Consider the following 14,367-nt stretch of genomic DNA (forward strand, 5'->3'; position numbering starts at 1 on the left):
TTCTAGGTAGATTCAAATCAAATGTATGAGATGGAATGGAGGTAAGAAAATGAATGATGAAATGCTAAAGAATCAACAAGAAATTGTCAAAGTGGAACAACATCAAGAAAAGTTATCGAATGAAAAACGTGTATTGGAAGAAAAACTGCTTCAGTTACAAGATATACTTCAAAGAGGTTTTCGTCAATTAGCTGAGTTAAACTATGAAGGAGTACAACAGGGGCATACCTCCACAAAGTGGGTACATAAAAACAATGAAACAAAACAGCATATTTTTCAACGCCAGTTAAGGCAAGCCGATGAGGAGTTAAATCATACATATAATAAAGCCATACAGAAATTAGAAATAGAACGGGAAGAATTACAGGTGCAGAGGAGAAACCTCTCAAGGGATTGATTTATGTTAGTAGTGAATCTTCGGACTTTATGTTTGCGCTTAAAAGTAATTTAGAAAGTGGCAAAGAAACAGTTAGTCAATTGAAATCGGGTAGTCAAAAAGTTGTCTTAGCAGTAGATGGCAAGCAATTATCTGGCGCGGCGTATACAGCAGGCAAAGGCTTGTTTGCGGACTTGATCATTCCAACGATCACCCGCACAACAAATGCCATTGAACAGATTGAACAAGAATTGAAAAAATACCAAAATGCCGATAAAATAGTGGCAAGTGAAGGCGAATTGAATGAAGATAAGTTAAATCAACAGATACAAGTCACACGTACAATGAAAAACTCAGTAGACCAGACCTTATTTTTCGTCCGATTACAAACGACACTGAACCCAATTGCAAGTGTACTAGATACCTTGTTGAATGTTCAAAGAGAGTTGGAACGAATGACTGATAGCTTTCAACAAGCTATCGATCATTTACAAAATCAACTAAGAAAACTACAGGATTTCAATACACAAACAAGTGATTTATTTGCTAATAGTTTAAATGAGCTGAAGATAGCGATGCAAGGCGTATTGATATTAAATAATACGACAATCAAAAGTGATGGCTCATACTCATTACCAAAAGGTACAAATAAAAGTTATTTTGAGAAAATAAAAAAAGATGTAGCTTTGGTTGTCGAATCAGGCGATCAAGAAATTGAGTTAATTAAAGAAACAGATAGTCTAGAAGAGATCAATCGCAAAACACTCGCTTGTGCTAGTATAGGAATCAATCCCTACACAGGAAAGAAAATCATCAAGAAGAAGCGAATAAATTCAAGTATGCTGCATGGTCAGGAACACTTATAAATATTGGCGATACAGTGATGGGCGCATATTATGGAAACAAAGGTGCTTCGAGATTAGATGGCATCGATGATGTTGGGAGTGTCAAGAAAAAGTCTAATAGTGAGAGTACTGGTGGGGCTACTCAGAAAGTTATTTCTGAATTTAAGAGTCCTGTGTTAGATGGCAAGCGAGTCGGGGGGGGAACAACAGTTGATGATATAAAACCAATTTGGGGAAAAGATCCTTTAGGCAAACCAATTATAGATAAGGAATTTCCACATGTTCCAAAAGAACATGGATTTAGCAACATTGTTGACAATTATCCAACTGTTGCAAATGAGTATTCTTTAGTTGGTGGGGATGGAATTAGTAGAAGATTTTTTCAAATTGAAGGAAGTAACAATGGAAAAATAGGTGTTTTTGAATGGATTGTCGAACCTAATGGTAATATAAGCCATAGAAGATTTATAAATGGTGGTACGTTGACTGGAAAACCAAATCAAGTTCCTAAAAAATAAAAGGAGAAAATAATGAATTTAGCATGTTTTAAAGAAAAAGATGTGAACTATAGTTGGAAAACTATCTATGTTGGAGTAATTCAAAAATTTTTCGATCTAAAAGTAATTTCTGACTATGCGATAGAGCTAATGGATCAGGGAAATGATGATGATTTTATTAATGAACTTGCATGGGGAATAAAACCTGACGAATTACAATCAGTGTTATTTGAATTAAAAAGAAAGTGCTTTCCTAATGTGGATGAAGGCGGTAATGATTACAAATTTGAAGAACAAAAACTTAGATTTATTTATTTATCTAAACTAAATGATACCATGAATGATGAAGATGATTTGTTAAATGGAATTGCAGAATTCTATAATAACAATGGGTATCCAGAAGATATGGTTAGCTTCATAAATTATATGCCTCAAGAAGTTCCTACTACAAAAAAAGATTTGATAGAAAGATTCCATCAATTCTTAGATTCAGAAAATGAAAAACTTAATGAAAGATGAAATAGCACTTTACTCCTAATTAAAATTAAATAGTAAAGTATTGACCGGTAAATATACCACCTAGAGCAATCAAGTCGTCAATAGTTAATAACAAAAAGAAGCGATTCAAATTTATCGTTTCTTTTTCTACATATGAAGTTATTACACACTTATCAAGAAAAGTGATGAAGTGGAATTAAATTACATAAAACAAATCTTTGGCAAAGAAATCCAGTAGTTAGATAAGACCGAGATAATTGTTAAATCAGAAGAAAAATTATGAATATATTTAAAAGTAGAGTATAAAATATCTAATTCTCTATGTATATTTTTTCTATGTAAGGTCGATTTTTTTAATAACCATAAGTAGTAAATAATTCATTTGAAAATACACATAGTAAGTAAATGGAGGAAAAAATGACAATAGTGAATAGTTTGGCATTAAGAGATGATGTTTATCGCTTTCTTGAAGAACATGACCATATAAAAACTTATAAACATTGTATAGCAGTCGGCGATTGTGCGGAGAAACTTGCTGTAAATTACAATATCAATGGCGAAAAAGCCAAAATAGCGGGTTATTTACACGATATATCCGCAATTTATCCAAACAATTGTAGAATTACTATAGCAAAAGAAATGGGGATAGAACTAAATCAAGAAGAGTTGGTATTTCCAATGATCATTCACCAGAAGATCTCAAAAAAAATGGCAGAAAAGATTTTTGACCTCACTGACAACGAGATTTTATCCGCAATTGAGTGTCATACAACTTTAAGGGGGAGGTATACTCAACTAGACTTAGTTGTGTTCGTTGCAGATAAAATAAGTTGGGATCAAGATGGAATTCCTCCGTATCTAGACAGTTTATTATCAGCACTTGACTGTTCTTTAGAAAGTGCTGCATTGTATTATATTAAATATCTATTGGATCAAGGCGTCAAAGTTGTTCATCCATGGCTAAAAGAAGCACATGAATCATTGTCTAAGGCAGTTAGTAAAGGAGAGGACGGGAGAGATATATGCCAGAATTTATAAATTTACCAAACTTTTGTCATGATAGTGAAATTTTAAATAATGTTGATTTACCTGAAGAAGACCAAGCTTTACAAATCCAAAGAACTTTAAAAGAAACAGAGAAAATACAAAAATCCGTTTCTTCTCTGGAAGATAGTGAAGAAAAAAGAAAAAGAAGAAAACAACCGACCTTTCAAAAAGAACAGTAATAAGTGTCGAAACGGTATGGCTTCATCTATGTTGACTTGGATGATGAAGGAAAGGGCAGTGGCAACAGATACAATAAGAAATCGTTTGACTGGTATAAAAGTGTGATTGAAACAAACGGAATAGAATGATAAAAAGCTAGAAGCCTCTAAAGAAATGTTCGTTCATTCTTTAGGGGGTCTAGCCTTTTTCATAGAGGTGGTATTTCTAATACAACGAGAGGACAACTGACGTCAAAACATTTAAGTGATGGCGATATGTTTTCCTGTTTCTTGCGTATTAACTAAAAAATGTATTAGCGAAAGCAATAAAAATGACCAATACAGGAATCGTCCATGAAAAACCATGCGTTTTATCAAGGATTTTGTTTGACGAATGATTGATCATTCTTAAGATGACCTCAATCAGAAAATAACCTAGAATCATTCCCAGTACATTTGAAATTAAATCGTCAATGTCTGTTGCTCTAACTATCGTGAACAGTTGGCTTATTTCAATCAACAATGAGGTACCAAATCCAAGTAAAAGAGAATAACTGAATTTTCTATACTTACTGCTAATCAATGGACACAAGAACCCGATGGGTATAAAGCAAAGAATATTAAGAATATAACCTGTATTTATTCCATCGATAAAAGGGATAAGATTGATATTCGGATTGAAAATACTCTCGCCAAATCCACTGATCCTATTCAACTCACGAAGCGTAGGAACGCCGAACACATTGAAGAATGTGAAACTCATATAATAAAATAGTAAAAGTGCTGAGAGAATGTTGATCAATTTAGAGGAATCTTTATTTTTTCTAGTGAGCCAGAATAAAAAACTTGTCAAAATCAGTAGACCTATCAAGAATACTGGCTTTAAAGTCAAGATATCTACTATGGATTCCCAGAATCCGATTTGTTGCGTCATATTTTTCGCCTTCTTTCCTTAAGTGAATGAGTAATTCGTATAGTTAATCATCTCATAGAAGGAGAATCAAGCCATCAGCCTGTAGACTTATTTTAGAAGTTATCCGAGTATACTGACACACTGGTAAATGATACAAAGTGAAATCAATTGAGTGGTACAAAAACAATCACTGAAATAGATAGAAAAAATTATAAAAAATCTAGTTGAAAAAGTCCTAAATACTTATTGAATGAAGTATTTTAGGACTGTTTTAGTGTGCGTATAAGATTAAAAGTGGTCGTATCCGATGCAGATGATTCTTATCCAAACGATTTTCGTTAAAATAAATGGAACTTGCGTATAGTAATAATGAATGAGATGAGGATAAGTAAATAGAAGTGCAAAGAGAAAATACCATCAAGTACTACATTAATAATAGACCGCCAGCACCTATCTAATTGAAAGGACAAAAATTATGGGATTAATCTATTCAGCCACCGAATCTTTTAACTTAATAAGTAATATGACCACTAATTTATCACTTGCTCGTACAACCATCGATCAATTACGAACAGGTAGCCAACAAATTGTTCAGGCAGTTGACGGAAAGACACTCTCTGGGGCGGCTTATCAAGCCGATATAGGACTGTTTTCTGAGTTGATCATTCCTACGATTAATCGGGTAAACACTGCGGTACAAGGGATTCAGACAGACTTGAATCTTTACTCCGCCGCGCATCAAATCGTTGCTAGTGAAGGGTACTTGGATGAAGAGAATTTAAGTGGACAGATTCGTGCCAAATCATTTGCTAAACAATCGATTGAAAACCATGCGCAGGCGATCAGGCACTTCGCCAATACAAGCATCTTACCAGGTATCACAGAAATGCTGTCCGACTTCCATCGCAACTTGATGAGAATGTCAGACAGCCTGCAAGAAGACATTTACAAGTTGCAACGCAAACAGCAAAAACTTTATACCTTTAATTCTCAAACCAGTGGACTGTTCAACAACAGTCTACTGGAATTAAAACTCGCCATGCAAAGTGTCTTAGTCTTGAATCGAACCACCGTAAAAGCAGACGGAAGTTATATATTGCCGAAAGGGGTGGATGGAAGTTGGTTTGAGAAGTACAAACCAAACGGACAAGCTTTGTTGGGAGAATCTTCAACCAATGCCTACTTAGAACTGTATGCGGAGATCGAAAAATTGGTACAACCTCTGAAAGAAGGAAAAAACGATGCAATCAAACGACTTGAAATGTTGCTCAGCAATTATCCTGATGCATTGATAAACAAATTATTATCTAACGATGAATTTTGGATGTTTGCCAATCATCTACCTTCTGGACTACAAAATAAATTGATCAGCGCTCTTGCAAAATACGAAAGTTTAGGTAAGGCCATTGCCCTAGGGAAATGGCTTCCTAAAATCGACACGATAGGCAAAGCCTATCAATATTTTACTAAATTTACCTCTCCCGTAAAAACCTACGTCAGCGAAGGATTAAAGAACTCCCACTTGATACAAGGAGCTAAAAAATGGGGTGTCGTCAAAGGATTAGGAACGGTAGGCCAAGTAGCTACTTACGCGCAATTAGGAGTCACTTTCGCAGCAAATGCGGTGAATGAATATGGAAAAACAGGAAGTATTGGTAAAGGAATAATAGGCGGTGGAATAGAGATGGTGAAGAGTATTGGTCCGTTAGAGGGGATGACGATTGGGAGTGCTATCGGAGGGGCTATTGGTACCGCAATTCCTATTCCATTTTTGAGAACAGTTTCGGGAGCTGTAGGAGGTGCGCTAATTGGAGGAGCTATAGGCGGGATAAATAAATTAGTGCAATTTGTTAAACCAGATATCTATAATAGTGCAAAAGAAGGAGCTTATAGTTTGCATGAAAAGGCGTATGAAGCGATAAGTGAGATCACAAAAAAGATAGGGAAATCAGTGACACAAAATATAAGAACAGTAAAATGTGTTTACAGTAATATTCAGGTAGTGGGAAAATCAATAGGAAAGGTGCTATCTCCAGTAGAAAACTATTAGAGAATAGCTTTAGTGGATAAAAATCATGAAACAACTATTCAAAGCAACGTTCGAAGAGAGTTTAAATTTAAGTGATGACACATTTGTTACTTTTATGAATAAAGATGTTAATCAATTGCCGGATCCAACAGGTGGTAAAAAGGTAGTTGCTAGAGTTGTAGGAGTGCTATTACTTGCCTTTTTAATAGGAATTAATTATTTGATCGCCGTTATATCCACGAAAATTAGTGCAGGAGAATTAGGACCTAGTCCAGTTCCTATACCAGACATCAATTTTTTACCAATATGGTTGTTCTATTTATTATTTTTTGTGTGGGTAACTTTAGTTTTCATTTTTAGGGATAGAGGAGAGTATTACTTTACAAGGATACGAGCTCAATTCAACTTAAACTTATATATCATTTGGTTAGTGATAGAGATGAATCTTTTATTCATCACAGTATTTCTCAAACCACTAACCATTTTAGGTATGCTGTTCCTACTAGGATTGATCGGACTAGTAGGTTATCTTGTATTTAGGACTAAAAAACGTTCGCTTGAGTACGTATTATATGAAGTTGAAAGAAAAAAAGGCAAGATAGATAGGTTGGTAGATCAAGTAATGAAATTAGCAATGAAATATGGCTGGGGAATTGTGACCGTAGGTATAATATGGAAATTCGTTTTCCCGAAAAGTGAAGTACGAACAGATTTTGTTGGATTTATCAGTATATTAGGTATGTGGATAGCTATGGATAGTGCAATCATTTTTGCAGAAGCCTATCTATATTTCCCCTATCTATTACATGGTTATTATAAATATAAATATCCAGAAGAATATCGCAATTGGGAAGGTAAGAGTAAACTAGAATGGTACGGAGAAAAATATTTTAACAAGCATATCAAAGGAACAGCCAAAGAAATGAAAGAGGAGAAATAGCCCAAAACCTTGGGCTAAACGTCTATCTAAATGTAAACTTTGGCTTGAATATTAAAATGAATAGCTTTCATCTGATAAATCTTTTCTTTTTTCTAATGAATAACATATGAAATTTTTGCATGATTGTTAACAAATTCTTGTCCTTTTGCCTTACACTTACATGATAAGAATGCCTATTAAGAGCTTTGTTTTATTAAAATAAAAAACGTTAGATAAATCAACGAATGATACAGTGTCGTCAGTTTTTATAGTATAAATGAATACCATTTTAAAAAAAAGAATAAGATATTTTTGTTGGAAGTAGGGTATTTTAGTGCTTTTTTCGCTTGATTTTCGTCTATCTTTTATGAAATCCATATGTTAAAGTATTGGCGGAGATACTTTTGTTGGTATAGCTAAATTTTTCCAAAAGATAATTGATTGAATAAAAGTAAAGTTAAAAATAAATAGCCGATTAGATGTCAGGGAAAGAGGTGAAAGTCCTCTACAGACCTACCTACTGTAAGGTGGATGAAATCAATAGGACCACAGATCATTCTGGAAGGTTTGGGAGTAAAAGGAAGCCAAGTCAGGAGACCGATTTAACGGCAATCATGTTCTTTTGTAGGAGAAAGATCAAGCGTTTTTTTTGTGTGATCAATCAAACTGTCTTCTCCTGTAATAGGAAAGGCAGTTTTTATTTACTTTTAAAAAAGGTTGTTTGTTAAGAGATTGGAAATAGAAGGGTTATCGTAAAAAAGTAATCACTGGGAAAAGTAAAAATGAGTCAAAGAAAGTGGGAATAGATGATGAAAAAATTATCGAAATTAGTTGCTGTGTTGGGATTGAGCGTAGTTTTTGGGTTAAGTGCTTGTTCAAATAATAACAACGAAATAAGCCAAACAGCTGAAACAACGACAGCTTCAGAAGTTGCTTTGCCGACAAAAGATCGTGGTGGCGAAGAAATCGAGATTCCAGAAGAAGTAGATAAGATGGTTTCTTTGGTACCTTCAGTTACACAAGTGATCGATGATTTAGGACGTAAAGATCAATTAGTAGCGGTTGACACACAAAGTCCGGCAATGACGGAAGAACTGGATGAGTTGCCACAACTCGATATGATGGCTGTGGATGCAGAAACATTGATTTCATTGAACCCACAAGTGATCTATGTTTCAGATATTAGTCTGCATGGCTCTGAAAATGTTTGGTCACAAGTAAAAGATGCAGGAATTACTGTCGTGAATATTCCAACAAGTAATAGCATTGAAGATATTGCCTTAGATGTTCAATTTATCGCGGATACTTTACAGGAGCATGAAAAAGGACAAGAATTAGTCGATACAATGAACAAAGAGATCGATGAAATCAAAGAAATTGGTGAAACCATTACAGATAAGAAAAAAGTATTGTTTGAAATTAGCGCATTACCTGAAATCTATAGCTTTGGTAAAGGCGTTTACTTGAATGAAATGATCGAACTTGTCGGTGCAGAAAATGTCTTAGCGGATCAAGAAAGCTGGATTCCAGTAACAGAAGAAGCTGCAATCGCTAGTAAGCCCGATGTAATTTTGACGAACGTGAATTACTTGGATGATGCAGTGCAAGAAATCTTAGATCGTGGCAACTGGAAAGACGTTCCTGCGGTGAAAAATGAAGCAGTATTCTATATCGATAACGCTGCGAGCTCTCTACCAAACCACCATATGACAAAAGCCTTAAAAGAAATGGCATTAGCAATCTACCCTGATGAATACAAATCGTTGGAAAATGAATAAACAAAGTCGGTTGCTGATAGCAGTTGTCTTAAGTATCGTCGTGGTATTATTTGGGATCAAAAACGGGAGTGTATCCATTCCTTTTGATACCTTAATCCAAGCATTATTTTCAAGAGGAGACAAACAGCTAGATGCAACGATCGTCACCATTCTTTGGCAGGTTCGCCTGCCGAGAGTGGTTTTGGCGTTTCTTGTAGGAGCTGCTTTGGCTGTGAGTGGAACGGTCATGCAATCCTTATTAGGTAATCCATTGGCTTCTGCTTATACGCTAGGTGTGTCATCAGGGGCATCACTTGGCGCTGCGTTGATCATTGTCACTGGGATCACTTTACCGTTTTTCCCTAATTTTACATTACCTCTGACCGGCTTTATTTTTGGTTTGGCAACTGTTTTTATTGTCTTGATGATGAGTCAAAGAGTGGATCAGCAATTATCGAACCAAACAGTTATTTTAGTGGGAATGGTCATGACCTTATTTGTGGGCGCGATGTTGACGATCGTCACGGCGTTGTTCAAAGATCATTTGCAGCAATTAGTCTTCTGGCAAATGGGTAGCTTTTCAGGAAGCACTTGGGCAAAAATCCAAATCTTTTTACCTATCTTACTATTTGGAACAATCGCTCTTTGGTTCTCTGCTAGAAGTTTAGATGTGTTATCTTTAGGTGAAGAAGAAGCAATGATTTCTGGTGTAGATGTCCGAACCATCAAGTTATGGATCATGGTCCTTGCAGCATTGCTTGCAGGAAGTGCGGTTTCATTTGTCGGCGTGATCGGATTTGTTGATTTGATTGCCCCCCATGTCATTCGACGTTACTTCGGTGCGAGTCATCGTTGGGTCATTCCAGGAGCAGCACTGTTAGGTGGCAGTATGATGGTCGTCGGCGATACGATTTCTCGAACGCTATTATCTCCCCAAGAAATACCAATAGGCGCGGTCACTGCACTGATTGGTGCGCCCTTTTTTGCCTATGTTTATTTCAAACGAAAGTGAGTGTTTTACAACTATGAAAGATATTTATCGAAGTCCTTATGAGGCTTATCCATTTTTAGCAGACGATGCAGATGATTTACGCTGCGATTATGAATTACACACCGATCGCTTATCTTCAGAAATCGGGTTATTGCGCACAAAGTGTGAAGATTCTACTTTTTACGAAGAGTTAGAGAAAATTGGGGAATTAGTTTACCATGCCAATGCGTGCGTGCGTACAAAAATGACGATCACGCAAGAAGAAATCGACTGGTTAAAGAATCGTGTCGATGAATTGAATGCAGAAAGAACAAAACAAAGCGGACCATTTTTCTTGCCTCAAGGAAGCGAACGAGGTGCGTTGGCTCATATCTTACGTGTCGATTGTAAAGTAATCGTTCGTTTGTTGTATCGCCATCTTTACCAAGGTAAAAAAGTCGATTCAGGCTTGCTCGATTTTTTCAATTTGTTGTCTGGTTATTTCTTCATGGTTGCGCTGAAATTCAATCGAGAAGACGACGTAACGGAAATTCCTTTTGTCAGCAGAAATTACCGCTAAAGGAGGAAAAGTGATGACGTTGAAGCTATCGCAAGTCACAGCTGGCTATGGCTCAGTAAAAATCATCAAAGAAGTCTCCTTTGACTTGAACAAAGGCGAAAACCTTTGTATCTTAGGACCTAACGGCTGTGGCAAGACGACCGTATTGAAATCAATTGCGGGCATCCTTTCCTACGAAGGATCGATCACAATCGATGGAAAAGAAGTCCGCACGCTGAAACGCAAAGAAGCCGCACGCAAAGTTGCCTTACTCAGCCAGTTTTCAACCATTGCCTTTGATTACACCGTCTATGAAACCGTCATGATGGGCCGCTATACGCACATCAAACAAGGACTTTGGTCAGTCACCACAGCAGAAGACCGCGAAAAAGTCATGGAGTGCCTGACGCTCACTAATTTGTTGGAGCTGAAAGACCACCCAGTCAACCAACTTTCCGGTGGTCAAAAGCAACGCGTCTTCCTAGCCAAAGTATTAGCCCAAGACCCAGATATCTTATTACTAGACGAACCCAATAATCATCTCGATATCAAGCACCAGCTCGAACTCATCGGGTATTTAAAAGACTGGGGCAAAAACCAAGACAAAACAATCATCGGAGTCTTCCACGACATCCGTTTAGCCCTCTCTTTAAGCGACCAAGTCTTGTTCATGAAAACAGGCCAAGTCATCAAGCAAGGTCCATTTCTGGAAACAGCTTCGAGAAAATTGCTCAAAGATATCTTTGATGTGGATCTAGTGAAGCATTTTCAGGAGCAGAGTGAGATTTGGGAGAAGTTGGGGGAAGGGTAAAGAAACAGTATAAAAGTTAATATGTAAAAAACTAAGACTTTGAACGAAGTCTTAGTTTTTTTATACATAATCGTTTTATCGCAATATTTGGCGTATATATTAGTGCCACGATTTTTCGTTATAACACAAATAAATCAGTTGAAGACAATATTTTTGGGGAGTTGCCAAGTAAGAACAATGTTCATTCGAGTTACATATGACATGAATCAAGTATCGTGACAATTTTAGCAACTATCTTAATAAAATACAGATGGAATCAAGAAGGGAGAATAAATCAAGTTGGATGACATCCAATTTTTTGATGTATGAAGACAGTGAAGAAGTGGTCAAGCTTAGACCATTTGAGCAACACAAAAAACGTTTTCGAAGCTTTTTGATGTTGGCATTCCGGCAATTAGTAAACATCTGAAAAATATATTTGATTCTGGTGAATTGATAGAAGATCGAACTATTTCCAAAATGGAAATAGTTCAAAATGAGGGGAAAGGTCAGTAAAAAAGGCGACCACATTATATAAACATCTTGAAAAAGATAAACACTTATGCAATATAACAATTCTTCAGTTTGTTATATTGCCGGACACAGTATGTTTGGTTAGTTTTAATTGAAATAATTTCATCGAGAATCGGTTTAAGCATGAAATATGCTTAGGTTGTTTCTTTTATTTTTGGTTAAATGATGTTGCTTAAGAGAAGTCGTGAAATAATTTTTCCATAGCCTCTCTTCTTATTTGAAAATAAATGTTATTTTAAAAACAGATTATAACTTTACGGTTTAATGATTTAGTGTATATAATGATAATATAAAATAATTGATAAAGGAGGTTCCGTGACAAACCAACAATTTTTTATACGAGCTTTTCTTCGTGGGGGAGATATCTGGATAAATAAAATAGTGGAGGTTATTTTATGGGATTACCAAAACCTGAAGGAAAACAAGTGGATGTACTATATCTTTCTGATGAAGATAATATTGTTGTTTTAGGTACGGCAGGAAGCGGAAAGACAACTATTGCTTTAGTTAGGGCGGTAAATATGGCAAAAAATTACCCTGATGATATAGTCCTTATACTTACATATAATAGGACACTTATTAAATATATGGAGTTTATATTAGAAGATTCTCCCAAAAATTTATTGATTCAAAACTATCATAAGTTGGCACGAGGGTATCTGAATTCAAGAGGTAAAATGGAGACAAACGCCATCTTACAATCAAAAAATAAACTTATTGCAGAGGCGCTAGATAAAGTGAAAAATAAATATCCTGATGAGAATACGTTAGAACGACATATGGATATTTTTATCGATGAAATTGAATGGATACAAAAAATGGGAATAATGGATCAAGAGACGTATATTAAAATTGAACGAACTGGAAGACGGGATGCTCGGATTTTAAGGAAAAACAGAATCTATTTTTACGAAGTCTACCAACAATATGTAGATCTAAGGAATAAAAGAGGCTATTTATATGATTGGGATAGTATAGCTACAGCGGTGTTTGAAGAAGCGCAAAGAGATGATACGGAAAAGCGATATAAATATATACTTGTTGACGAAGGTCAAGACTTTTCGCCAATGATGTTGAAGTCTTTGAGTATGCTAGTATCGAAAGATGGTAGTATCAATTTCTTTGGTGATGAGAATCAACAAATTTATGGAAGTAGGATTTCATGGCGTTCTGCGGGACTAAATAATGTCAAGATTTGGAAATTGGAAAAAAACTATCGAAACAAATCAGGAGTCGGAAAGTTAGCGAAAGCAATTTCGGAATTACCCTTTTTTGAAATTGATGAGAATGATAAAATCGACTCCATTGTTCCAGATGTGGTTGGTCCAAATCCTCTTGTAATAAAATGTAGAGACAAAAAAGAGGAAATAGAATCTTTGATGGGTTTAGTAGACAACTCGGATGTATCAAGAACCAAAGCAGTGCTAGTCAAAACGAGAGAAGATGTCAATTTAATAGCGTCTATTTTTGCTGAAAAAGGAATTGAGCATACAATATTAAAAAAAGACATGGGTAAATGGAAGAATACTGACAACTTGCACATCGGAACTTATCATTCTGCTAAAGGATTAGAATTTGATTTAGTTTTCTTACCATTTATGAGTGATCGATATATGCCTACAGAAGAGGAAATAGCTAAATATGGTAGCAAACAAGACGCGCTAGTAAAATTTGTCAAATTGATCTATGTAAGTGTGACGCGGGCAAAATCTGGAGTAATAATTACGTATGTGGACAAATTAACTGAACTATTGCCAGAGGATACAAGTTTATATGATTTGAGGAACGGTTATGAATGAGTATGAATCATATATTAGTGAGAGAAAAATTACTCGTTTGTGCCATTTTACTAAGTCCAAAAATTTGCCCAAGATATTGGATAGAGATGGTAAGATCCTTGCGAACAATTTTATCAAAGAAGATCTGGAAAAAAATGATCTAAATAGAATTGATGGTAAAGAAGATTATATTTGTTGTTCAATCGAATACCCTAATGTCTATTATTTATATGAGTTAGAGAAGAGGAATAGGCTTGATTTATTTAAAGAATTCTCTATTTTGTTGATTTCTCCTAGTGTCATTAATGATCAAACTCTTTTTTGTCCATGCAATGCTGCTACAGAAAGTGGGAAACTCATAAGGAGTGGTCTATCGAGTTTCAAGAGTCTGTATAAGTCTAGATCAGTAGGGAAGATGGAATTGAACAGAACAAAGAATATGTTGATCTGCTCACCTACTGATAATCAAGCGGAGGTGCTAATAAGACATTCGATCTCAAAGACAGATATTAAAGGAATTGTATTTAGAGACCAAGCACAAGCGAAGAAAGAATTGAATCGTCTTGAAATTGCTCAATGTGATCTATCCACAATTAAAATTTTTACTTGTGCAGATATGTATGACAAAAATTTGGCGAATAAATTAAGAGCCGGTGATATCCCTGAAGAAAGTCTTTATATGGAATAGGAGTGAGAG

Annotated in this window: 15 protein-coding genes, 1 pseudogene and 1 riboswitch; of the genes and pseudogenes, 15 read left to right on the forward strand and 1 reads right to left on the reverse strand. The window is 35.6% G+C overall.

Annotation, left to right across the window (positions count from 1 at the left end):
• Positions 1–49: 49 nt before the first annotated feature.
• From P3R27_RS01240 to P3R27_RS01270, 7 genes and pseudogenes are all read left to right on the forward strand, one after another.
• Positions 50–397 (forward strand): hypothetical protein, encoded by a 348-nt coding sequence (locus P3R27_RS01240; protein WP_301357071.1) that lies wholly within the window; start codon positions 50–52, stop codon positions 395–397.
• Positions 394–1,242, forward strand: coding sequence for a T7SS effector LXG polymorphic toxin (locus P3R27_RS01245; protein ID WP_126134272.1), 849 nt, complete (start codon positions 394–396; stop codon positions 1,240–1,242). Before P3R27_RS01240 ends, P3R27_RS01245 begins: the two co-directional genes overlap by 4 nt.
• 17 nt (positions 1,243–1,259) lie before the next feature.
• Positions 1,260–1,739 carry a hypothetical protein gene (locus P3R27_RS01250; protein WP_301357072.1) on the forward strand — a complete coding sequence of 160 codons (480 nt, stop codon included), beginning with the start codon at positions 1,260–1,262 and terminating at the stop codon, positions 1,737–1,739.
• 12 nt (positions 1,740–1,751) lie between these two features.
• A complete protein-coding gene (locus P3R27_RS01255) occupies positions 1,752–2,237 on the forward strand; it encodes a DUF2247 family protein (RefSeq protein ID WP_034686825.1) in 486 nt (161 codons plus the stop codon).
• A 396-nt stretch (positions 2,238–2,633) separates the two neighbouring features.
• Positions 2,634–3,254: a bis(5'-nucleosyl)-tetraphosphatase (symmetrical) YqeK gene (gene yqeK, locus P3R27_RS01260; protein ID WP_126134271.1), complete on the forward strand. Its 621-nt coding sequence runs from the start codon at positions 2,634–2,636 to the stop codon at positions 3,252–3,254.
• Entirely contained in the window at positions 3,239–3,442 is a 204-nt protein-coding gene (locus P3R27_RS01265) for a hypothetical protein (protein WP_034686821.1), read from the forward strand. The genes yqeK and P3R27_RS01265 overlap by 16 nt, the downstream gene beginning before the upstream one ends.
• Before the next feature lie 3 nt (positions 3,443–3,445).
• Positions 3,446–3,571 (forward strand): annotated as a pseudogene (locus P3R27_RS01270) (family 1 glycosylhydrolase); the annotation flags it as partial.
• Positions 3,572–3,719: 148 nt separating this feature from the next.
• Here the strand turns inward: P3R27_RS01270 and P3R27_RS01275 are convergent.
• A complete protein-coding gene (locus tag P3R27_RS01275) occupies positions 3,720–4,355 on the reverse strand; it encodes a VanZ family protein (protein ID WP_034686819.1) in 636 nt (211 codons plus the stop codon).
• A 454-nt stretch (positions 4,356–4,809) separates the two neighbouring features.
• On the opposite strand from P3R27_RS01275, the gene P3R27_RS01280 reads away from it, so the two are divergent.
• The 8 genes from P3R27_RS01280 (at position 4,810) to P3R27_RS01320 (ending at position 14,358) form a co-directional block, all read left to right on the forward strand.
• Positions 4,810–6,384 carry a hypothetical protein gene (locus tag P3R27_RS01280; RefSeq protein WP_301357436.1) on the forward strand — a complete coding sequence of 525 codons (1,575 nt, stop codon included), beginning with the start codon at positions 4,810–4,812 and terminating at the stop codon, positions 6,382–6,384.
• A 25-nt stretch (positions 6,385–6,409) separates the two neighbouring features.
• On the forward strand, positions 6,410–7,303 hold the full coding sequence (locus P3R27_RS01285; protein ID WP_034686814.1) for a hypothetical protein: 894 nt from the start codon (positions 6,410–6,412) through the stop codon (positions 7,301–7,303).
• A 421-nt stretch (positions 7,304–7,724) separates the two neighbouring features.
• Positions 7,725–7,902: riboswitch (cobalamin riboswitch) on the forward strand.
• Positions 7,903–8,091: 189 nt separating this feature from the next.
• Positions 8,092–9,060: an ABC transporter substrate-binding protein gene (locus P3R27_RS01290; RefSeq protein WP_034687228.1), complete on the forward strand. Its 969-nt coding sequence runs from the start codon at positions 8,092–8,094 to the stop codon at positions 9,058–9,060.
• Complete coding sequence (locus P3R27_RS01295) at positions 9,053–10,051, forward strand: FecCD family ABC transporter permease (protein WP_301357493.1); 999 nt, start codon at positions 9,053–9,055, stop codon at positions 10,049–10,051. The genes P3R27_RS01290 and P3R27_RS01295 overlap by 8 nt, the downstream gene beginning before the upstream one ends.
• Before the next feature lie 13 nt (positions 10,052–10,064).
• Positions 10,065–10,589: an ATP:cob(I)alamin adenosyltransferase gene (locus P3R27_RS01300; protein WP_034687224.1), complete on the forward strand. Its 525-nt coding sequence runs from the start codon at positions 10,065–10,067 to the stop codon at positions 10,587–10,589.
• 13 nt (positions 10,590–10,602) lie between these two features.
• On the forward strand, positions 10,603–11,379 hold the full coding sequence (locus tag P3R27_RS01305; protein ID WP_034686811.1) for an ABC transporter ATP-binding protein: 777 nt from the start codon (positions 10,603–10,605) through the stop codon (positions 11,377–11,379).
• Between the two features lie 908 nt (positions 11,380–12,287).
• Complete coding sequence (locus P3R27_RS01315; RefSeq protein ID WP_034686809.1) at positions 12,288–13,691, forward strand: UvrD-helicase domain-containing protein; 1,404 nt, start codon at positions 12,288–12,290, stop codon at positions 13,689–13,691.
• The gene (locus P3R27_RS01320; RefSeq protein ID WP_034686807.1) at positions 13,684–14,358 is read left to right on the forward strand and encodes a DarT ssDNA thymidine ADP-ribosyltransferase family protein; all 675 of its coding nucleotides are present in this window, start codon (positions 13,684–13,686) and stop codon (positions 14,356–14,358) included. Before P3R27_RS01315 ends, P3R27_RS01320 begins: the two co-directional genes overlap by 8 nt.
• Positions 14,359–14,367: the final 9 nt, after the last annotated feature.

It is taken from the genome of Enterococcus spodopteracolus, assembly GCF_030441955.1.
Lineage (GTDB): Bacteria > Bacillota > Bacilli > Lactobacillales > Enterococcaceae > Enterococcus_B > Enterococcus_B spodopteracolus.